This is a genomic window from Mycobacterium paraterrae, assembly GCF_022430545.2.
Classification (GTDB): domain Bacteria; phylum Actinomycetota; class Actinomycetes; order Mycobacteriales; family Mycobacteriaceae; genus Mycobacterium; species Mycobacterium paraterrae.
The window spans coordinates 949,462-968,099 of sequence record NZ_CP092488.2 but is presented as its reverse complement, the minus strand read 5'-3'; the positions used below and the strand labels follow the sequence as shown (position 1 = coordinate 968,099).

The 18,638-nt window shown below is 65.3% G+C and carries 21 protein-coding genes; 12 read left to right on the top strand and 9 right to left on the bottom strand.

What is annotated here, in order from left to right; genetic code table 11:
• Nucleotides 1-170: 170 nt before the first annotated feature.
• The 12 genes from MKK62_RS04505 (at nucleotide 171) to MKK62_RS04450 (ending at nucleotide 10,862) form a co-directional block, all read left to right on the top strand.
• Nucleotides 171-1,463, top strand: coding sequence for an amidohydrolase family protein (locus MKK62_RS04505; RefSeq protein WP_240262173.1), 1,293 nt, complete (start codon nucleotides 171-173; stop codon nucleotides 1,461-1,463).
• A gap of 68 nt (nucleotides 1,464-1,531) precedes the next feature.
• Entirely contained in the window at nucleotides 1,532-2,710 is a 1,179-nt protein-coding gene (locus tag MKK62_RS04500) for an acyl-CoA dehydrogenase family protein (protein WP_240263826.1), read from the top strand.
• Nucleotides 2,711-3,469, top strand: coding sequence for an SDR family NAD(P)-dependent oxidoreductase (locus MKK62_RS04495; protein WP_240262175.1), 759 nt, complete (start codon nucleotides 2,711-2,713; stop codon nucleotides 3,467-3,469). It abuts the gene before it with no gap.
• Nucleotides 3,469-4,680: a CaiB/BaiF CoA transferase family protein gene (locus MKK62_RS04490; RefSeq protein ID WP_240262176.1), complete on the top strand. Its 1,212-nt coding sequence runs from the start codon at nucleotides 3,469-3,471 to the stop codon at nucleotides 4,678-4,680. The genes MKK62_RS04495 and MKK62_RS04490 overlap by 1 nt, the downstream gene beginning before the upstream one ends.
• Nucleotides 4,677-5,492 carry an enoyl-CoA hydratase/isomerase family protein gene (locus MKK62_RS04485; RefSeq protein WP_240262177.1) on the top strand — a complete coding sequence of 272 codons (816 nt, stop codon included), beginning with the start codon at nucleotides 4,677-4,679 and terminating at the stop codon, nucleotides 5,490-5,492. The genes MKK62_RS04490 and MKK62_RS04485 overlap by 4 nt, the downstream gene beginning before the upstream one ends.
• Entirely contained in the window at nucleotides 5,485-6,630 is a 1,146-nt protein-coding gene (locus MKK62_RS04480; protein ID WP_240262178.1) for a thiolase family protein, read from the top strand. The genes MKK62_RS04485 and MKK62_RS04480 overlap by 8 nt, the downstream gene beginning before the upstream one ends.
• A gap of 12 nt (nucleotides 6,631-6,642) precedes the next feature.
• On the top strand, nucleotides 6,643-7,791 hold the full coding sequence (locus MKK62_RS04475; protein WP_240262180.1) for an acyl-CoA dehydrogenase family protein: 1,149 nt from the start codon (nucleotides 6,643-6,645) through the stop codon (nucleotides 7,789-7,791).
• A gap of 92 nt (nucleotides 7,792-7,883) precedes the next feature.
• Nucleotides 7,884-8,489: a TetR/AcrR family transcriptional regulator gene (locus MKK62_RS04470; RefSeq protein ID WP_240262181.1), complete on the top strand. Its 606-nt coding sequence runs from the start codon at nucleotides 7,884-7,886 to the stop codon at nucleotides 8,487-8,489.
• On the top strand, nucleotides 8,486-8,992 hold the full coding sequence (locus MKK62_RS04465; protein ID WP_240262183.1) for a hypothetical protein: 507 nt from the start codon (nucleotides 8,486-8,488) through the stop codon (nucleotides 8,990-8,992). Before MKK62_RS04470 ends, MKK62_RS04465 begins: the two co-directional genes overlap by 4 nt.
• A 101-nt stretch (nucleotides 8,993-9,093) precedes the next feature.
• Nucleotides 9,094-10,377, top strand: a complete 1,284-nt coding sequence (locus MKK62_RS04460; protein WP_240263827.1) for a cytochrome P450 — start codon at nucleotides 9,094-9,096, stop codon at nucleotides 10,375-10,377.
• The gene (locus MKK62_RS04455) at nucleotides 10,374-10,562 is read left to right on the top strand and encodes a ferredoxin (protein WP_240262184.1); all 189 of its coding nucleotides are present in this window, start codon (nucleotides 10,374-10,376) and stop codon (nucleotides 10,560-10,562) included. Before MKK62_RS04460 ends, MKK62_RS04455 begins: the two co-directional genes overlap by 4 nt.
• Nucleotides 10,563-10,625: 63 nt before the next feature.
• Nucleotides 10,626-10,862, top strand: coding sequence for a DUF1330 domain-containing protein (locus MKK62_RS04450; RefSeq protein WP_240263828.1), 237 nt, complete (start codon nucleotides 10,626-10,628; stop codon nucleotides 10,860-10,862).
• A gap of 19 nt (nucleotides 10,863-10,881) precedes the next feature.
• Here MKK62_RS04450 and MKK62_RS04445 read toward each other — a convergent pair whose 3' ends face one another.
• The 9 genes from MKK62_RS04445 to MKK62_RS04405 form a co-directional block, all read right to left on the bottom strand.
• Nucleotides 10,882-11,262, bottom strand: a complete 381-nt coding sequence (locus tag MKK62_RS04445; RefSeq protein ID WP_240262185.1) for a hypothetical protein — start codon at nucleotides 11,260-11,262, stop codon at nucleotides 10,882-10,884.
• Between the two features lie 168 nt (nucleotides 11,263-11,430).
• Entirely contained in the window at nucleotides 11,431-11,628 is a 198-nt protein-coding gene (locus tag MKK62_RS04440) for a ferredoxin (protein WP_240262186.1), read from the bottom strand.
• The gene (locus MKK62_RS04435) at nucleotides 11,625-12,830 is read right to left on the bottom strand and encodes a cytochrome P450 (RefSeq protein WP_240262187.1); all 1,206 of its coding nucleotides are present in this window, start codon (nucleotides 12,828-12,830) and stop codon (nucleotides 11,625-11,627) included. The genes MKK62_RS04440 and MKK62_RS04435 overlap by 4 nt, the downstream gene beginning before the upstream one ends.
• A gap of 99 nt (nucleotides 12,831-12,929) precedes the next feature.
• Nucleotides 12,930-13,721: an NAD(P)-dependent oxidoreductase gene (locus MKK62_RS04430; RefSeq protein ID WP_240262188.1), complete on the bottom strand. Its 792-nt coding sequence runs from the start codon at nucleotides 13,719-13,721 to the stop codon at nucleotides 12,930-12,932.
• On the bottom strand, nucleotides 13,718-14,536 hold the full coding sequence (locus MKK62_RS04425; RefSeq protein WP_240262189.1) for an NAD(P)-dependent oxidoreductase: 819 nt from the start codon (nucleotides 14,534-14,536) through the stop codon (nucleotides 13,718-13,720). Before MKK62_RS04425 ends, MKK62_RS04430 begins: the two co-directional genes overlap by 4 nt.
• Nucleotides 14,536-15,363: an alpha/beta hydrolase gene (locus MKK62_RS04420; RefSeq protein WP_240263829.1), complete on the bottom strand. Its 828-nt coding sequence runs from the start codon at nucleotides 15,361-15,363 to the stop codon at nucleotides 14,536-14,538. Before MKK62_RS04420 ends, MKK62_RS04425 begins: the two co-directional genes overlap by 1 nt.
• Nucleotides 15,364-15,401: 38 nt before the next feature.
• Nucleotides 15,402-17,063 (bottom strand): thiolase C-terminal domain-containing protein, encoded by a 1,662-nt coding sequence (locus tag MKK62_RS04415; RefSeq protein WP_240262190.1) that lies wholly within the window; start codon nucleotides 17,061-17,063, stop codon nucleotides 15,402-15,404.
• A complete protein-coding gene (locus tag MKK62_RS04410; protein WP_240262191.1) occupies nucleotides 17,045-17,341 on the bottom strand; it encodes a ferredoxin in 297 nt (98 codons plus the stop codon). The genes MKK62_RS04415 and MKK62_RS04410 overlap by 19 nt, the downstream gene beginning before the upstream one ends.
• Nucleotides 17,338-18,627: an NADH-ubiquinone oxidoreductase-F iron-sulfur binding region domain-containing protein gene (locus MKK62_RS04405; RefSeq protein ID WP_240262193.1), complete on the bottom strand. Its 1,290-nt coding sequence runs from the start codon at nucleotides 18,625-18,627 to the stop codon at nucleotides 17,338-17,340. The genes MKK62_RS04410 and MKK62_RS04405 overlap by 4 nt, the downstream gene beginning before the upstream one ends.
• Nucleotides 18,628-18,638: the final 11 nt, after the last annotated feature.

The window sequence follows — 18,638 nt, the reverse complement described above, 5'->3', positions numbered from 1 at the left end:
CTTGGAATGTTGATTCTCTCGATTCAAGAAGCTAGTTTTCATGGCACGGGAGAAGTCAACGGCGAAAGCAATTCGTCGACGGGGCGACCACGGGTTCGCAACAATCGCTTGAAAGCGTGAGCCAGTGACCAGGTGGGCCCCGAAACGCCCCCGACGGAGAGGACCGGGCAGTGAACAAAGACGACATGATCCTGATCAGCGTCGACGACCACACGGTCGAGCCACCCGACATGTTCAAGAATCACCTGCCGAAGAAGTACATCGACGATGCGCCGCGGTTGGTGCACAACGAGGACGGGTCCGACACCTGGCAGTTCCGCGACACGATCATTCCGAATGTCGCGCTCAACGCGGTCGCCGGTCGTCCCAAAGAGGAGTATGGAATCGAGCCGCAGGGCCTCGACGAGATCCGCCCCGGTTGCTACAACGTCGACGAGCGGATCAAGGACATGAACGCCGGCGGAATCCTCGCGTCGATCTGCTTCCCGTCCTTTCCCGGTTTCGCCGCGCGCCTGTTTGCCACCGAAGACCGGGACTTTTCTATCGCGTTGGTGCAGGCCTACAACGACTGGCACATCGAGGAGTGGTGCGGCGCCTACCCGGCCCGCTTCATCCCGATGGCGATCCCGGTGATCTGGGATGCCGAAGAGTGCGCCAAGGAGGTGCGACGGGTCGCCAAGAAGGGTGTGCACGCGCTGACCTTTACCGAGAACCCGGCAGCGATGGGCTACCCCAGCTTCCACAACGAGCACTGGAAGCCACTGTGGGAAGCGCTGGTCGACACCAACACGGTGATGAACGTCCACATCGGATCCTCGGGTCGGCTGGCGATCACCGCCCCCGACGCGCCAATGGATGTGATGATCACGCTGCAGCCGATGAACATCGTCCAGGCGGCCGCGGACCTGTTGTGGTCGCAACCGATCAAGGATTACCCGGACCTGAAGATCGCGCTGTCCGAAGGCGGCACGGGGTGGATCCCGTACTTCCTCGAGCGTGCCGACCGGACCTATGAGATGCACTCGACGTGGACGCATCAGGACTTCAAGGGCAAGCTGCCCAGCGAGGTGTTCCGCGAGCACTTCCTGACCTGCTTCATCAGCGACAAGGTCGGTGTCGCCCTGCGCAACGAGATCGGCATCGACAACATCTGCTGGGAGGCCGACTACCCGCACAGTGACTCGATGTGGCCGGGAGCGCCGGAGGAGTTGTGGGATGTGTTGTCGCTGAACAACGTGCCCGACGACGAGATCAAGAAGATGTCGTACCAGAACGCGATGCGCTGGTACTCCTTCGACCCGTTCAGCCACATCACCGAGGCCCAGGCTACCGTCGGGGCGTTGCGCAAAGCCGCTGAAGGACATGATGTTTCGATCCAGGCGCTGTCCAAGCACAAGCACGAGACCGCCAGCTTCGCGGACTTTGCGGCCAACGCCAAGGAACTGACCGGCAACAAGGACTGACACGCCACCGGTCCCTCTTGCCGGTGCCGAATTGATTCGAAGGAGATTTAGCAGTGGCCGGCGGTGGGATGAGCTTCGAGCTGACCGATGACCAGGAACTGATCCGCAAGTCCGTCGCCGAGTTGGCGACGAAGTTCGACGACCAGTACTGGATGGAAAAGGATCTCGCGCACGAGTTTCCGCAGGAGTTCTACGACGCGATAGCTGCGGGCGGCTGGCTGGGTATGACGATCCCCGAGGAATACGGCGGCCACGGACTCGGGATCACCGAGGCGACGCTGTTGCTCGAGGAGGTGTCGCGGTCGGGTGCGGCCATGAACGGCGCCAGCGCGATCCACTTGACGATCTTCGGCATGCAACCGGTCGTCAAGCACGGTTCGGAGGAGCTGAAGGCCAGGACGCTACCGCGCATCGTCAACGGCGACCTGCATGTGTGCTTCGGCGTCACCGAACCCGGCGCCGGCCTTGACACTTCGCGTATCACGACGTTCGCCAAGCGCGAAGGCGACAACTATCGGATCAACGGCCGCAAGGTCTGGATCTCCAAGGCGTTGGAGTCCGAGAAGATTCTGCTGCTGACTCGCACCGAGACGCCGGCCGACTTGGAGAAGCGCGGCGCGAAGAAGACGGACGGCATGACTCTGTTCCTCACTGACCTCGACCGTGACCGCGTCGACATCAGACCGATCAAAAAGATGGGTCGCAACGCGGTCAGTTCCAACGAGGTGTTCATCGACGACCTGATCGTGCCGGTCGAGGATCGTGTCGGCGAGGAAGGCAAGGGATTCAAGTACATTCTCGACGGCCTCAACCCCGAGCGGATGCTGATCGCCGCGGAGGCGCTAGGCATTGGCCGCGTTGCCCTGGACAAAGCCGTCAAATACGGCAACGAGCGGGTCGTTTTCAACCGACCGATCGGCATGAACCAAGGCCTGCAGTTCCCGCTGGCCGACTCGCTGGCCCGCCTCGACGCCGCGGAACTCGTACTGCGTAAGGCCACCTGGCTCTACGACAACGGCAAACCCTGTGGGCGTGAGGCGAACACCGCCAAGTACCTGTGTGCCGACGCCGGGTTCGGGGCGGCCGATCGGGCACTGCAGCTACACGGCGGGATGGGCTACTCGGAGGAGTACCACGTGTCGCGCTACTTCCGCGAGTCGCGGCTGATGAAGATCGCGCCGGTGAGCCAGGAGATGATCTTGAACTTCCTCGGCGAGCACGTGCTGGGAATGCCGAGGAGTTACTGAATGTCGTCGCTATTCGACCTCAGCGGGCGCTCGGCGCTGGTTACCGGGTCGGGCACCGGCATTGGTGCCGCCGTCGCCGCAGCGCTGGCCGCGGCCGGGGCCGCTGTCCTGGTCAGTGACGTCGACGCCGACGCCGCTTCGGCTGTCGCCGAACGCATTTGCACGGCCGGTGGTAACGCTGAGAGCGTGGCGCTCGACGTGCGCGACCGGTCGGCTGCCGAGGCTGCGGTGGCGCAGGCCGCCGCACTGTCCGGAGGCGTGCTGAACATCCTGATCAACAACGCCGGGGTGACCGCACCCGGGATGTTCGCCGACCTCACCGACGAAAGCTTTTACAAGGTAATCGACATCCACCTGATGGGCGCGGTGCACTGCGCCCAGGCCGCGCTGAAGTCGCTGCCCACCGACGGCACCGGGCGCATCATCAACGTCGTCTCGTCGGCCGGGATCACCGGCACGCTCGGTCAGGTCAACTACTCCGCTGCCAAGGCCAGCATCATCGGATTCACCAAGTCGTTGGCGCGCGAACAGGCACGCAACAACATCATGGTGAATGCGCTTGCGCCGCTTGCGGCGACGCGTATGACCGAGACCATCCGCACCAACGAGAAGTTTGCGGCCAACATGATGAACCGCATCCCGTTGAAGCGCTGGGCCGAACCGGAAGAGGTTGCCGGCGCCTTCGTCTTCTTCGCCTCCGACGCCGCGTCTTACATCACCGGTCAGGTGTTGCCGGTCGACGGCGGCATGGTCATGTGATGCCCGAGCAGCAGGGGCCGCTGACGGGCATCACTGTGGTGGCCCTCGAGCAGGCGGTCTCCGCGCCGATGTGTACCAGGGTGCTGGCCGACTTCGGTGCGCGAGTCATCAAAATCGAGAATCCCAAAGGCGGCGATTTCGCCCGTTACTACGACGAGGTCGTCAACGGCCTTGCCGCGCATTTCGTGTGGGCGAACCGCGGTAAGGAGTCGGTCACCCTCGACCTGAAAACCGAGGCGGGGCTGGACATCCTGCACCGCCTGCTCGACCGTGCCGATGTCCTGGTGTCCAATTTGGCGCCCGGTGCGGTCTCACGGCTCGGAATATCGGCCGCCGATCTCGAACAGCGCCACCCGAATGTCATCGCGGTCGAGATCGACGGCTACGGACCCGGTGGACCGCTGTCGCACAAGCGCGCGTACGACCTTCTGGTGCAAGCGGAATCGGGCACGTGCGCGATCACCGGCTATCCGGGCATGCCGGCCAAGCCCGGCCCGGCGATGGCCGACATCAGCACAGGGCTGTACTCGGCGCTGTCGATTCTGGCGTTGCTGTATTCGCGCGACGCCCAGTCGGCGCCGGCGTCGCATGGAAACACGGTCGGGCTCAGCCTCTTCGACACCATGATGGAGTACATGGGCTATCCGCTTACCTACACCCAGCATTCCGGTGTCGACCAGCAACCGTTGGGTGTGGGTTCGCCGGCGGTGGCGCCCTACGGCGCGTATCGCACCTCGGACGGTCAGACGGTGGTCCTGGGAACCACCAACGACGCCGAGTGGCAACGGCTTTCACGCCAGATCATCGGACGCGAGGATCTCGCCGATGACCCGCGGTTCGCCAACAATTCCGGTCGCTGCGCGCATCGCGGTCTCCTCGACGAGGCTATCGGCGCCTGGTGTGCACAGCACGACCTGGACCATGTGCAAAAGACCGCGGACGATGCCGGCATCGGCAATTCTCGCTACAACCTACCCAGCGAAGTGCTGGAGCACCCGCAGTTGAAGGCGCGCGACCGCTGGCGTCGGGTCGACACGCCCGCCGGCCCGATCCAGGCGTTGTTACCGCCACCGGTGATCGCTGGTTACCAGGCTCCGATGGGTGCGGTGCCCGGGCTGGGACAGCACACCGATGCGGTACTCGCCGAGCTCGGCATCGACGACATTCAAGGTCTGCGAGATCTAGGCGCCGTCGGACCGGCGTACTCATGAGCGGCGGCGCCGAAGACTCGGCACTGCTGTGCAGTGATCGCGACGGGGTCCGGACGCTGACCCTGAACCGGCCGCATCGCAAGAACGCGATCAACCGGGAGCTGTGGATCGCATTGGCGCAAGCTCTCATTGATGCCGACCGGGACGTCGGCGTGCGCGTTGTTGTGCTCACCGGGGCCCAGGGAGCATTCTGCTCTGGCGCTGACATCTCGGCGCCGGACGACAGCCATCCCGTCCATAAACTGCAACGCCTGACCGACGTCGCCCTGGCATTGCACGAATTGTCCAAGCCCACGATCGCGAAGGTCAACGGCGTGGCGGTCGGCGCGGGCTGGAACTTAGCGCTCGGGTGCGACTTGGTGGTGGCCAGCCCCAATTCGTCTTTCTCGCAAATCTTTTCCAAACGCGGGCTATCGGTCGATCTCGGCGGTTCGTGGCTGCTGCCGAAGATCGTCGGCCTGCAACAGGCCAAGCGTCTGGTGTTGCTGGCCGAGACCATCGACGCTGCGGAAGCCCAAGCGCTGGGACTGGTGACCTGGACGGTCCCGGCCGAGGAGATCGACCTCTTCGTCGACGGGATCGCAGACCGGCTGGCCTCGGGGCCGCCGATTGCGTTGGCGCACAGCAAGGCACTGCTGAACGAGGGGTCGGACAGGACTTTGCGCGACGCACTGGCTAACGAGGCCCGTGCCCAGGTCGGTAATTTCGCCACAGTCGATTCGGCGGAGGCGTATGCCGCTTTCGCGGCGAAGCGCGACCCGTCGTTCACTGGGCAGTGGGCGGTTAACAGAGCGGAGCAGAACAATGCGTGAAACGGTCATCGTCGAGGCGGTTCGGACACCCGTCGGCAAGCGCAATGGTGGGCTGTCGGCGATGCACGCCGCGGACCTGTCGGCAGTGGTCCTCAACGAACTCGTCGAACGCACCGGTATCGACCCGAACGTCATCGACGACGTGGTCTGGGGCTGTGTGTCGCAGGTCGGCGACCAGTCCAGCAACATCGGGCGGTACGCGGTGCTGGCCGCCGGCTGGCCCGAACACATTCCGGGCACGACGATCAACCGCGCGTGCGGCTCCAGCCAGCAGGCGCTCGACTTCGCGGCGCAGGCGGTGATGTCCGGCCAGCAGGACGTGGTGGTGGCCGGCGGTGTCGAGGTGATGAGCCGGGTGCCGCTCGGGTCGGCCCGGGCCATTGGCCAACCATACGGTCCCAAAGTCCTTGCACGATACGATGATTTCTCGTTCAACCAAGGCATCTCGGCGGAGATGATCGCCAAGAAATGGGGCTTTTCCCGCGCCCAGCTCGACGAGTATTCCGCGCTGTCCCACGAACGCGCCGCGGCCGCGCAGGACAACGGCGCCTTCACCAGTCAGATCGCCCCGGTCTTTGTCGACGACACCGCCGTCACCGCCGACGAAGGTATTCGGCGCGGCACGTCGGTGGAGAAGCTGGCCGGTCTCAAGCCGGCTTTTGACGAGGCGGGTGTGATCCATGCGGGCAACTCATCACAGATATCCGATGGCGCAGCCGCTTTGCTGGTGACGACGTCGGACATCGCGGTGGAGCTCGGCCTGACGCCGCTGGTCCGATACAACGCCGGCGCGGTGACCGGCGCCGACCCGGTGCTGATGCTGACCGGTCCGATCCCAGCGACCGAAAAAGTCCTGGCCAAGGCCGGCGTGTCGATCGACGACATCGGCGTGTTCGAGGTCAACGAAGCTTTCGCCCCGGTTCCGTTGGCCTGGCTGGCGGAAACCGGCGCCGATCCGGAGCGGCTGAACCCCCTCGGTGGCGCCATCGCCTTAGGCCATCCGTTGGGCGCATCGGGTGCGGTGCTGATGACTCGAATGGCGCATCATATGCGCGACAACAACATTCGTTACGGGTTGCAGACCATGTGCGAAGGCGGCGGCACCGCCAATGCCACCATTGTCGAACTCGTCGCCTGACAAGGGGACGTCGTGCGTAGGGACCTGTTCACCGAAGACCACGAGGCGTTTCGCGAACTCGCACGCGATTTCATCGAGAAGGAGGTCGTGCCCGCCTACCCGGAATGGGAGAAGGGCGGCCGCATGCCGCGCGACGTCTTCGAGAAGATGGGCGCCCTCGGGATGCTCGGCATGGCCATCCCTGAGGAGTACGGCGGCGGGGGCATGCCCGACTACCGCTACAACGTCGTGCTGCAGGAGGAGGCGGCCAAGGCGCTGGTGACGCTGTCCACGGTCCGCACCCAACTCGAAGTGATCCTGCCGTACTTCCTGCACTACGCGAACGAAGAGCAGCGCAAGCGCTGGTTCCCCGGCCTTGCCGACGGCACGCTGCTGACCGCCGTCGCGATGACCGAACCGGGCACGGGCTCGGATCTGGCTGGTATGCGCACGACGGCCGTGCGTGACGGTGACCACTGGATCGTCAACGGCGCCAAGACATTTATCACCGGCGGCATGCAGGCCGACCTCGTCATCGTGGTGGCCCGCACCTTCACCGATCCCGACAACCGCCGCAAGGGCCTGACGCTGCTGGTCGTCGAAGACGGCATGGAAGGCTTCACTCGCGGCCGCGAGCTGGAGAAGATGGGCTGCAAAGTCCAGGACACCGCCGAGTTGTCGTTCGTCGACGTCCGCGTCCCGGCTGAAAACGTGCTCGGCGAGGAAGGCGAGGCGTTCGGCTACCTCGGCCACAACCTTCCGCAGGAACGCCTGACGGTCGCGGTCGGGTCGGTGGCACAGGCCCGCTCCGCGATCGCCGCGGCGATCGCTTACACCAAGGACCGCAAAGCTTTTGGTCAGCCGGTCGCGTCGTTCCAGAACACCAAGTTCGAAATGGCCGCCTGCTCAACCGAAGTCGAGGCCGGCCAGGCGATGCTGGACAGGGCCGTCGCACTGCACGTCGAGGGCGAGCTGTCGGCCGCCGACGCGGCGCGGGTGAAATTGTTCTGTACCGAGATGCAGGCCCGGGTGGTGGATCGCTGCCTGCAGCTGTTCGGCGGCTACGGCTACATGATGGAGTATCCGATCGCGCGCCTGTACACCGATGCACGGGTGGCGCGGATCTACGCCGGCACCAGCGAAGTCATGAAAGTCATCATCGCGAAGTCGCTCGGCCTCTAGCCCGCCGAAATTACATCGACTGAGACCCTTGTCACACCCGGCCCAACCAACCTACTGTGTGTTCAGTTGGTTGGTTGGGACGAAGGAGTCCGGTGCCCGAGACACGGCCGTATGACTCGCTGCGGGCCAAAGGCGAGGATCGCAAACAGCGCATCCTGGCCGTGGCGCAGCGGTTGCTGACCCGCAACGGGTGGCGCAACACGACGCTGGCCCAAATCGCCGGCGAGGCCGGGGTCAGCCCGGCGGGCCTGCTGCATCACTTCGAATCAAAAGAGCAGCTGTTGCACGCCGTCCTCGACATCCGCGATGCCGACGACGACTCACATGCCGACCGGGCCGGCGACCTCATTTCGGAGCTCGCCGCGGTGGCCGACCGGTTCTACCGATCGCCCCAGCTGGTCGGCACCTACAGCGTGCTGCTGGCCGAGAACGTCGACCCTGACGCGCCGCTGCACGACCGCCTGGTCGCGCGCTACCAAAGCGCGACCGACATCATCACCGAACTCATCCGGCGAGGTCAGCGAGCCGGCCAGTTCCGCATGGACATCGATGTGACCGTCAAGGCAACGCAAATCCTTGCCTTCATCACCGGAATGGAGACGACATGGCTGATCAATCCGTCGATACCGCTGACCGAGGTCTTCAAGGAGTACTCGGAGTCGTTGGCGCGGGACCTGGCGCCGCCGACCCCGGAGTGAGATACCGGCTCGACGTCGTCGCGGGTGACGTCGCCGACGTCGTGAGATTCGCCGGTGGCTGGCTGTTCGACAGGGCGATGGCCGGTTGGGACGTGACCGTGCTGGTCGCCGATTATCCCGACGACCGGCCCCTGCAGATCCTCGGCGTGCAAACCCTCGATCTCGAGTACGCGCTCGCGAGCGCCGGTCACCGGCCACCCCCGCAGACCCTGGCCGCGGCGGCCGACCTGTTCGACTGCGATCCGCGGGTGAGGCAGGGCGTGCTGCAGGCGCTCGACCAGGGCGCCACCGAGGTCACGCTGTGGGGACGGACGTGGCCGGTCGAGCTGGACTCGCACATCGACCTGGTCGAGCACCGGCTCAGCGCGGCAGCTCAAGCGTTCAAGGGGCAGGCGCTCGCGGCAGCCGGGCTATCGGGCACCGACGTTGGCAGCATCGAACTATTTCGTAGCCGGGTGGTGTCGAGCCCATCGGCGCAGGCCGATCTCATCCCGGCGGGCTGAGCCGCGCCCGGACCCGCGTTGACGTCGCGGCATGCGCTATGGAAACCTAATATCCATCTATGAGAGGCGCATTCTCACTGGCGAGATTGGAACGGTGCGACATGGTGAATGACTTCACCGAAAAGGATTTCTTCCGCGGCAGCGATCTGATTGCGGATCCCTACCCCTACTACGAGGCGCTTCGGCAGCAGTGCCCGGTGACGAAGGAAAAGCACCACGACGTCACGATGGTGACCGGCTGGGAAGAAGCCTGCGCCGTCCTCAACGACCCCGACACGTGGTCCTCGTGCAACTCGGTGACCGGACCGTTTCCCGGGTTTCCGGTGAGCCTCGACGGCAAGGGTGACAGCGACATCACCGAGCTGATCGAACAGCATCGGGACGAGTTGCCGTTCAGCGACCAGTTGCCGACTCTCGATCCGCCGACCCATACCAATCACCGTTCGCTGCTGATGCGGCTGATCACACCCAAGCGCCTCAAGGAGAACGAGGACGCCATGTGGGTGCTGGCGGACCAGGCTCTCGACGGCTTCCTGGCGCCCGGCCGCGGCGAGTTCATCAAGGGCTTCGCCAGCCCGTTCACTCTGCTCGTGATCGCCGACTTGCTGGGTGTGCCGATGGAGGATCGGGACAAGTTCGTCAACGGCATCCGCGATCACTCTGGCGGTGGCGTCGGCGGCACCGGTAAGGAGTCACTGGCTCACAGCCCGCTCGAATTCCTTTACGGCCTGTTCTCCGACTACGTCACGGACCGCCGCGCCAAACCCCGTGAGGACGTGCTCACCGGACTGGCCACCGCGACCTACCCGGATGGCTCGACGCCCGACGTCGGAGACGTGGCTCGCGTTGCAGCCAACGTGTTTTCGGCCGGACAGGAAACGACCGTACGTCTGCTGGGCGCGTCATTGCAGACGCTTGGCGAGCGCCCGGACATCCAGGCGCAGCTGCGCAAGGACCGCAGTCTGTTGCCGAATTTCATCGAGGAGTCGCTGCGCCACGAGAGCCCGGTCAAGGGCGACTTCAGGATGAACCGGCGGCCGGTGACCGTCGGCGGAGTCGACCTGCCCGCCGGAACCACGGTGATGATCGTGCAGGCCGCCGCCAACCGCGACCCACGCCGGTTCGACGACCCCGCCACGTTCGACCCGGCCAGAAAGAATGCGCGGCAACATATTTCGTTCGGCCGCGGAATCCACAGCTGCCCCGGGGCACCCCTGGCGCGCGCGGAGACGCGGGTGGCGCTGGAGCGGCTGCTCGATCGGACATCCGACATCCGGATCAGCGAAGAACACCATGGGCCGGTCAATGACCGTCGCTACCAATATGTTCCGACCTACATCCTGCGCGGGCTGACCGAACTCCACCTGGAGTTCACGCCCGCATGAAGGTATGGGTAGACGACCAGCGCTGTCGCGGCCACGGGATGTGCCTCACGCTGTGTCCGGAGGTATTCAGTCTCACCGACGACGGCTACGCGGTCGCCGTCGATTCGGAAGTACCCGCGGACTTGGAATCGGCCACCCACGAAGCCATCCAATGCTGCCCCGAACAAGCCATCAGCGAGAAATAGGAGAACCCAGCTGTGCCAAAGGGATACGTCATTCTCACCGAGGCCGTCAAAAACCCGGAAGGCATGAAGGCCTACGCCAAGGCGGCCGGTGGGGCGATGGGCGGGGTCAACGTCCTGGCCGTCGACACCAAGCCGACGACCTTGGAAGGCACCTGGCATGGCGACCAGACCGTGGTGCTGGAGTTCGACTCGGTGGAGGCGGCTCAGGCGTGGTACGAGTCGGACGCCTACCAGGCCGCGGCGAAGCTGCGCCAGGCCGCGGCCGACTGCAACGCCGTCATCATCTCCGGATTCGCCTGAGCTGCAACCGTTACGTGCGTCAGTACACGCCGATCTCGTCGCAGATAGGCGGGATGATGATCAACGCTCCGCGAGGCGTGCAGAAGGGGTGTGGCGGCTTGGGCGGCGGGGGTGGCGGCGGCGTCAGCATCGGCGCCGGGATGTCGGCCGAGATGAAACTGTCCAACGGATTTCCATGAAGGTCGACGATCCGGACGTTGCCCTTACCGAACGGCACCTCGTACCAGGTGTGGCACACGCCCATATTCCACTGAATGTTGCTGAACGGCAGTGCCTGCCCGGGACACCAGGAATGCGGCTGCGCGGCGAAGGGATCGGCTTGGGCGACCCCAGTAACCAGCCCCGCGCCGGCGACAGCCAGGCTGCCCGCGAGCAGTGATCCGGCGATTGCTTTCTTCATAACGGTTCCTTTCGTTTGCATGACACGAAAGGTAAAAGCGACCGCTTGATGAATCCTTAATGTCGTCGGTAGCTCGCGAGACTGGGGGCACCTCCCGCTTGCGGGGGACAGCCATGGCTGTGGACAGGGCCAGCACAACGACCCGGGCTTCTGTTCGGCGGCAGGGATTTACTCGCTGATCGAGATGGCCTGTCGCGGGCATTGACGAATCGCGTCGAGCACCCGGTCTTCGTTCTCGGGCGTGACTTCGTCCTGCAGGATCGTCAACGTGTCGTCGTCCTCGAGCCGGAACGCTTCTGGCATGACACCCATGCAGACGCCGTTGCTCTCGCACAGACCCCAGTCGACTTCGATCTTCTTCGTCATCGCATCACCTTCACCGGGACATTCAGCCAACCCGCTACGTTTTGCATGGTGACGCGCTTGCAGCCGTCCCACTGCACCTCGTAGCGGGGCATGAAGTCGAGCAGCTTCTCCAGCGCGACACGGCTTTCCATTCGGGCCAGCGCGGCGCCCAGGCAACTGTGAATGCCGTAGCCCAGACCGAGGTGTTGTGCCTCGGTCTGGTCGCGGTCGATGTTGAAGGTTTCGGCGTCGGTGAACGCGTCCGGATCGCGGTTGGCGGCTGCGTTCATCACGAACACCGGCTTGCCGGGTGGAATTGTGCCGCCGCTGGTGTGGGCCTCTTTGAGGGTGTAGCGGACGTTGTACTGCACCGGCCCTTCGTAGCGCAGTAGCTCCTCGATGGCCGCCGGTACTTTGCTGCGATCGTCCAATAGCTTCTGCCACTCGCCGGGGTTACGGGCGAAAATCACTGCGGCGCTACCGATCAGCTTGGTGACCGTCTCGGCGCCCGCGCCGCCGAGCAGGGTGGCGAAGCTGGTGATCTCGATGTCGTCCAGGCGACGCATCGTTCCGTCCTCACCGGGAATCTCGGCCGCGATCAGCCGGCTGATCATGTCGTCTTGCGGGTTCTGCCGACGTTCACCGATCAGCCCGTAGTAGTACATCGCGGTGTCGACGTTGGCTTGCATGCCGGCTTCGCTGGTTTCGATCTGGCCCGGCTCGCGACTGAGGCTGATGTCGATCCAGTGCCGCACCTGCTGGCGGTATTCCTCTGGCACCCCGGCCATCCTGGTGATGACCTCGACCGGGAACGGACCGGAGAAGTCCTGCACCACGTCGAAGTTGTCGGGATCGACCGCGGACAGATACTTGTCGGTCACCTCGTGCACGTCGTCGAGCTGCGACTGGATGGCGCGCGGCGTGAAGGCCTTGTTGAGCAGGCTGCGCATGGCACGGTGGTCCGGCGGATCCATGAAGATGATCGACCGCATTTCCGGGGACAGGCCCTTGCGCACCATGGCCAGGTCGCAACCCCGGCTCGACGAGTACGTCTCATGGTCCTTCAGCGCGGCGGCGACGTCTTCATGACGCGTGATGGCGTAAAAGTCTTCCTTCTCGTCGTAATAGAGCGGGGCGTCCTCGCGCATTCGGCGATAGATGTCGAACGGGTTTGTGAAGAACTCTTCGGAGAACGGATCGAAGACAACCTTTGTCTTGGTCATGACACCCTCCTCACCGCCCACTGAGCGGCGTACAGCGTTACGACGGAATGCTCGACTGTAACGCTAACGGTAGACGCTTCGTCGCGGGCCGGAAAGGTCTTATCCGGGCCGCGGAATTGCGAAGTCGATGATGTGGTCCAAGGCACCGAGGTCGCTGCCCAACTCCGACGCGATCTGCCTGATCACCGCGACGTCCTTGCCGACGAATTCGCCTGCGGTCGCGATGAATGCCGTCACCGATCCGCTCGCCGCGGCGATGTCGAGCACCCGGCTCGCTGCGCTGCCGTGCCGGAGCGCGGTGAGCAGGTCGGATTCATCGACGCCGAGCCGTGACGCCAACCCGACGGCGGTGGCCAGCAGCCCGATGTGGGCGGCAAACAACGCGTTGTTGACCAGCTTCACGTTCCGGCCGGCGCCCAGCGGTCCGACGTGCAGGATCGGGTTGCCGTAGCAGCCCAGCACGGGCCGGATGTTGGCCACCGCGTCGTCGGCGCCGCCGACGAACAACGTCAGTTGTCCGGTCGCAGCGTTGTGGGGTCCACCGCTGACGGGAGCGTCGACCACTTCGATGCCACGCTCGGCGATGGCCTGGGCAGTGCGCGGGCTTCCGGTGGTGTGCAGCACCAGGGTGGACCCGCGCGGCATCGATGCGGTCAGGTCACCCGCCAGGCAGACGTCGCGGACCTGGTCGTCGCTGAACAGGCAGACCACCACCACCTCTGCCGCGGCGCAGACGGCGGCGATGTCGTCGACCGCGTCGGCGCCCAATTCGGTGATCGCCGCGCGCTTCTCGTCGGATCGGCCCAGCGCGCTCACCTCGTGGCCGGCGTGCGCCAGGCGGCTGATCATCGGGCGGCCCATTCGTCCCGCGCCGATGAATCCGATTCTCACCGTGGGTGTTCCATGAGCACCAGCGTGGCGTCTGCGGTGTCCAGCACGACACCGCCAGCCGCGTTTGCAGTGTCCGCGACGTCGGCGATCAGGCGGACGTCTTTTTGCAACAGCGAGCCGGCCATGGCGGCCAGCCGAGCCAAGCCAGCGGTATCGCCGCCGAGAACGTTGAGCGCGAAACTGTTTCCGCTGCCGCGAGAAATCACCTCGGTGAGCCGCCCGGGCCGGACGCCGAGCGCTTCGCCGAGCGCCAACATGGTGGCCGCGGTGCCTAAATTGGCGGTGAACAACAGGTTGTTCAGCAGCTTGGTGGTCTGCCCGGAGCCCAGTGCGCCCAGGTGCACGATCGGGTCGGCGTAACTGGCGAACACCGGACGACACCGTTCGACGACCTCGTCCTCGCCGCCGACCATGACGAGCAGCTTGCCCTCGGCCGCCGCGGGCGCGCCGCCGCTCACCGGAGCGTCGATCACCGAAACGCCCTGTGCATCAGCCTTTTCGGCCAACTCGCGGCACGTCGCCGGATGCACGGTGCTGTGCACGGCGATCACCCCACCCGGTTTGAGCCCGGCCAGCACCCCGCTATCACCAGTGACGACGTCGACGACGTCGGCATCGCCGACCACGCACAGGCAGACCAGGTCGCTCGCGGCGGCAAGCTCGGCCGGTGATTCGGCAACCGAGGCGGCAGTGTCAGCGAACGGCTCGAGAGAAACCGCTCGGCGCGCCCACAGCGTGGTCGGGAATCCGGCTTCGACGATTCGTCTCGCCATTGGGGCGCCCTGGCTGCCAAGGCCGATGAACCCGACGTCCATCAGTGCGTCCCCACGGTGTTCACGCATTGGTCGGCAAACGCGAAAACCGTTGAATGGTAGGCCGCGGCAGTGTGGCCGACGCTGATGTTGTGGCCCGCACCAGCTTGCTCGTTGATTTCAAACCGCGGCGCCTGGGTGAACAATGAGGCGATCTCGGCTTGCGCGTCGGCATCGCACTGCCAGACCTTCTCGTGTTCGGCAATGCTGAATTGCACGGGAATCCGCACGTTCGGGGCCAGCGACGGGAAGTCCTGACGAGCCCAGTTCGATACCATCTTGTCTTCGTAGGGTGGTGCACCCGGGTAAACGGTTGCACCACGAAGCATTTCGGCCGGGTACAGCTCCGGTGGATGCCATAACAGTTCGCGCATCCCGGACGGGCGGTGCTCACGGGTCGCGGTCTTGAGAATCTCTCGCGCCGCGGGATGGTAGCGCCGGCCGGTGCCGGCCAGCTCCATGCCGATCAGCCCGGCGCGCTGCTCGTCGGATCCCTCCGCGGCCATGCGTATGGCGAGTTCACAACCCCCGGAGTGTGCCATCAGGAAAAGGCCAGCGCCGCGAGGCCTTTCACCTAGAACCTTGTCCACCACCCCGTAGGTCAGCCGTATCCGCTGCTTGGGTTCCGCGACCGCATCGGGGTAGGCGGCGGAGCTGCCGTAACCAGGTCGGTCGATCGCCACCACCGTGAATCCGTGCTGGGCGCCGCCGCGCAGCAGCGACAAGTCGGGGTGACCGGGGCAGTCGAAATACAATGCGGTGGTGCCTCCGCCGTGAATCGCGACGATCACCGCCCGCGGGTCCGGCACCTCTGCCACCAAAGCGGACATCGGCACGCCGTCCACGATGACCAGCCGCGGCTGCACGGTCACCGATCGGCCCGCAACAGCATTACCCCGCTCGGCGTCAGACCGCCGCTGCTGACCACACCAACGCGGGCATCGGCGACCTGTCGTTCCCCGGCCTCGCCGCGCAACTGGGTGATCGCTTCATGCATGAGGCCCATGCCGTGGGTGCGGCCGTGCGACAGCTGACCGCCGTGGGTATTGAGCGGCAACTGGCCCTCGCGAGAGATGTTCTTGCCGCCATCCAGAAATTCTTTCGCCTCGCCGATGCCGCAAAATCCGAGCGCTTCGATCCACGACAGGCAGTTCATTGTGAAGCCGTCGTAGAGTTCGGCCACGTCGACGTCGCTTGGCGTCAGAGAGGTGCGCGACCACAGGTGTGCGGACTGACCCAGCACCTGTGGCTCGTGGGTCAATGTGCTTTGATCCCAATCGATTCGCTCGATGATCTGGGTGCCGACGGCCTCGACGTAGACCGGCGGCTTGGCGGTGTCTTGTGCGGCGTCGACTGCCGACACGATCACCGCGACGGCGCCGTCGCACGGTACGTCGCAGTCGTACAACCCGAACGGCGAGGTGATGGGACGCGCACCGAGGTAGTCGTCCATGGTCATCGGTGTGCGGTACACCGCTGTCGGGTTGAGTTCGGCATTGGCGCGCTGGTTCAACGCGATCCAGCCCAACGTCTCCTTCGTTGTGCCGTAACGGTGGAAGTGACGCTGGGCGTTCTGCGCCAACGTGTGTGCCGCCGAGGTGGCGCCGAACGGCATGAGCCAGTCGGCGCGGCGGCCGCCCGACGGGACGATCTTGCCCTGCTTCATCTGTTCGTTGAACGTGGCTTCCCACAGCGTCCGGAAGCACAGCACGTGACGGGCCAACCCGCCCGCGACGGCGAGCATCGCGGCGATCACCGAACCACCGGGGCCGAAGGTCTCCATGCCACCGTTGTGCCACACCGGGCGGATGCCCATCGCGGCTTCCAACGTGGTGACTCCGCCCTCGGTGAAGCCACCGAAAAAGCCGCCCCCGGGATACGTTGAGAGACCGTCGATGTCGTCGATGGTCAGCCCGGCGTCGACGATCGCTGCCTCGCAGGCCGCGACGGTCAGCGACAGCGGCGGCACCATCAACCGCCGCCCGATCTCCGACATGCCGATGCCGGTCAGCGCCACCTTGTCTTCGAACTTGTCGGCGGTCAGCATGGGTCGGACGTATTCGCCGAAGCGCTGCGGCTCGATCTCGTCGACAGGCAATTCAGCGGGCTCGGCGCCCGCGACGAGACGGAATAGGGGCAGCCAGACATCGTCGTCCTGCTCGAAGACCACCTCCACCTGCTGGCCCAACTCGAGTTGTGCGGGATCACAGTCGATGATGTTGGTGGTCAACCGAACTCGGGGGTCCTCGGCAATCGCGACCTGCGCGACGACATACGGTGCGGGCAGGCCGGGCAGGCTGAATCGCTCGTTGAGCGTGAACCCGGCCAGGGTCGCGCGACCGGACACGGCCCGAACACCGAGGTTGTGCGATCGGCAGTATCGGCAGACGGGTGCGGGCGGGTGGATCAGTGCACTGCAGTCGGTGCATTCCTGCAGCCGCAGCTTCCCGTCCGCGCCCGACTTCCAAAAGAACTCGTTGTCGTCGGTGAGCAACGGCAGCGGACGTCCGGTCAACGGGTGAACCCCCACTCCGCTTCGTTGTCTTCGGTTTTCAGGTGCTCGGCAGCATCGTCGGCGCCCACCGAACGCTGATGCGGCTCGGTGTCACGGTGCTCGCCCCATTCGGTGATCGCATGCACCGGGCAGTCCAGCAGCGCCCGCATCACGGCATCGCGATCGCCTTCGGTGACATCGCCGGAGCCTTCCAGCGATGCGTATCCCCAGTCGTCGAGGGAGAAGTACTCCGGCGCGTGCTTGGCGCACAGGCCGAACCCGTCGCAGATCGTGCGGTCCAGACGAATCCTCACAGCGCCTCCACCTGGTAGGGGCGCTCAGCCGTGAATGCGCCCGATTGGCATGTCGCACAAGCGTTGTCGAGGTGGGCCTGAACGAGGTCGGGAAAGTGCGCCAGCAGGGTTGCGGCGATGTTAGTGGCAGCATCCAGCGTTGCGCATGCGCCGCGCCCGCGCAGCACGACCGACCAGCGGCGCAACCGGGCCACGTCCTCGACGGTGGCGACTCCGTCGCGTAACGCGCCGGCGACCGCGGCCATTGCCGCGGTCCCGTTGAAGCAGGAGCCGCATTGTCCGGCGTTCTCGCGGTCGAAGTAGGCCAGCACCGAGGCCGCGACGGCGAGCGGGCAGTCGTCGGTGATCACTGTGACCGCGCCGTTGCCCAGACCGCTACCCAGGTCGCGCAACGTCTCGTGGTCCAGCGTGATATCGAGCACGGTGCGGTCCAGGAGGCCGGCGAAGTAGCCGCCCATCAGCACGCCGCGCACGGAGTCGGTTGAAACACCGTGTAGTGCAAGCAGGTCAGTGAACGGCAGGCCGTGAGGCACCTCGTACAGCCCAGGCGGACGGCTCGCTCCGGTCACCGTCAGCAGGAAACTACCCGGGGATGCGGACGTCCCCAGCGAACGGAACTCCGCGGCCCCGTTGCGCTGCACGAACGGCAGGGCCGCCAGCGTCTCGACGTTGCTCACCAGCGTCGGCAGGCCACCGACACCTTCCTGAAAAGGCCGCGGCGGCTTGTCGGTCGGTTTGGCTGGGCCCCCGTTGAGCGCCCGGACGGCAGCCGTTTCCTCGCCCGCGACGTAGCCGGACTCGACCATGCGCACCTCTACGCTAATGCCGCCGAACACATCGGGTCCGAGCTCGGCCAGGGCAGCTTCGACGCTGTGCGCCGACTCCGCATCGGACACATAGGCATACGTACGGTCGGCGGCAACCATCAACGCCGCAAGCCGCAGACCATCGACGATCAGGTGCGGACGATGCCGTAGCAGCCATCGGTCCTTGATCGAAGCCGGTTCTCCCTCTTCGCCGTTGGCGACCACGGCGGCGCCACCCGCGGCCCGCCCATTGTCGCGGACGGTGCGCGCCTTCACCGCGAAAGGAAAACCGGCGCCGCCACGACCGAGGAGGCCGCTTGCCTCGACCTCGTCGAGCAGTTGATCGGTCCCCGCGAGCGGCTGGTACCCGCCCGTCGCGTGGTAGGCGGCGCGATCTTCTCGGTCCCCGACGGTCAGCAGGCGCGGTGTGAATCCCGCTGACGTGCCGAGGGTGATCGCCGGTGCGGCGCTGGTCTCCATCAGTGGACCCC

Bases quoted from the DNA above. Each gene is read 5' to 3' on its own strand.
- MKK62_RS04500 (WP_240263826.1), top strand. From the start codon at position 1,532: ATGAGCTTCGAGCTGACCGATGACCAGGAACTGATCCGCAAGTCCGTC.
- MKK62_RS04495 (WP_240262175.1), top strand. From the start codon at position 2,711: ATGTCGTCGCTATTCGACCTCAGCGGGCGCTCGGCGCTGGTTACCGGG.
- MKK62_RS04490 (WP_240262176.1), top strand. From the start codon at position 3,469: ATGCCCGAGCAGCAGGGGCCGCTGACGGGCATCACTGTGGTGGCCCTC.
- MKK62_RS04485 (WP_240262177.1), top strand. From the start codon at position 4,677: ATGAGCGGCGGCGCCGAAGACTCGGCACTGCTGTGCAGTGATCGCGAC.
- MKK62_RS04480 (WP_240262178.1), top strand. From the start codon at position 5,485: ATGCGTGAAACGGTCATCGTCGAGGCGGTTCGGACACCCGTCGGCAAG.
- MKK62_RS04460 (WP_240263827.1), top strand. From the start codon at position 9,094: ATGGTGAATGACTTCACCGAAAAGGATTTCTTCCGCGGCAGCGATCTG.
- MKK62_RS04455 (WP_240262184.1), top strand. From the start codon at position 10,374: ATGAAGGTATGGGTAGACGACCAGCGCTGTCGCGGCCACGGGATGTGC.
- MKK62_RS04450 (WP_240263828.1), top strand. From the start codon at position 10,626: ATGAAGGCCTACGCCAAGGCGGCCGGTGGGGCGATGGGCGGGGTCAAC.
- MKK62_RS04445 (WP_240262185.1), bottom strand. From the start codon at position 11,262: ATGAAGAAAGCAATCGCCGGATCACTGCTCGCGGGCAGCCTGGCTGTC.
- MKK62_RS04440 (WP_240262186.1), bottom strand. From the start codon at position 11,628: ATGACGAAGAAGATCGAAGTCGACTGGGGTCTGTGCGAGAGCAACGGC.
- MKK62_RS04435 (WP_240262187.1), bottom strand. From the start codon at position 12,830: ATGACCAAGACAAAGGTTGTCTTCGATCCGTTCTCCGAAGAGTTCTTC.
- MKK62_RS04425 (WP_240262189.1), bottom strand. From the start codon at position 14,536: ATGGACGTCGGGTTCATCGGCCTTGGCAGCCAGGGCGCCCCAATGGCG.
- MKK62_RS04420 (WP_240263829.1), bottom strand. From the start codon at position 15,363: ATGTCCGCTTTGGTGGCAGAGGTGCCGGACCCGCGGGCGGTGATCGTC.
- MKK62_RS04405 (WP_240262193.1), bottom strand. From the start codon at position 18,627: ATGGAGACCAGCGCCGCACCGGCGATCACCCTCGGCACGTCAGCGGGA.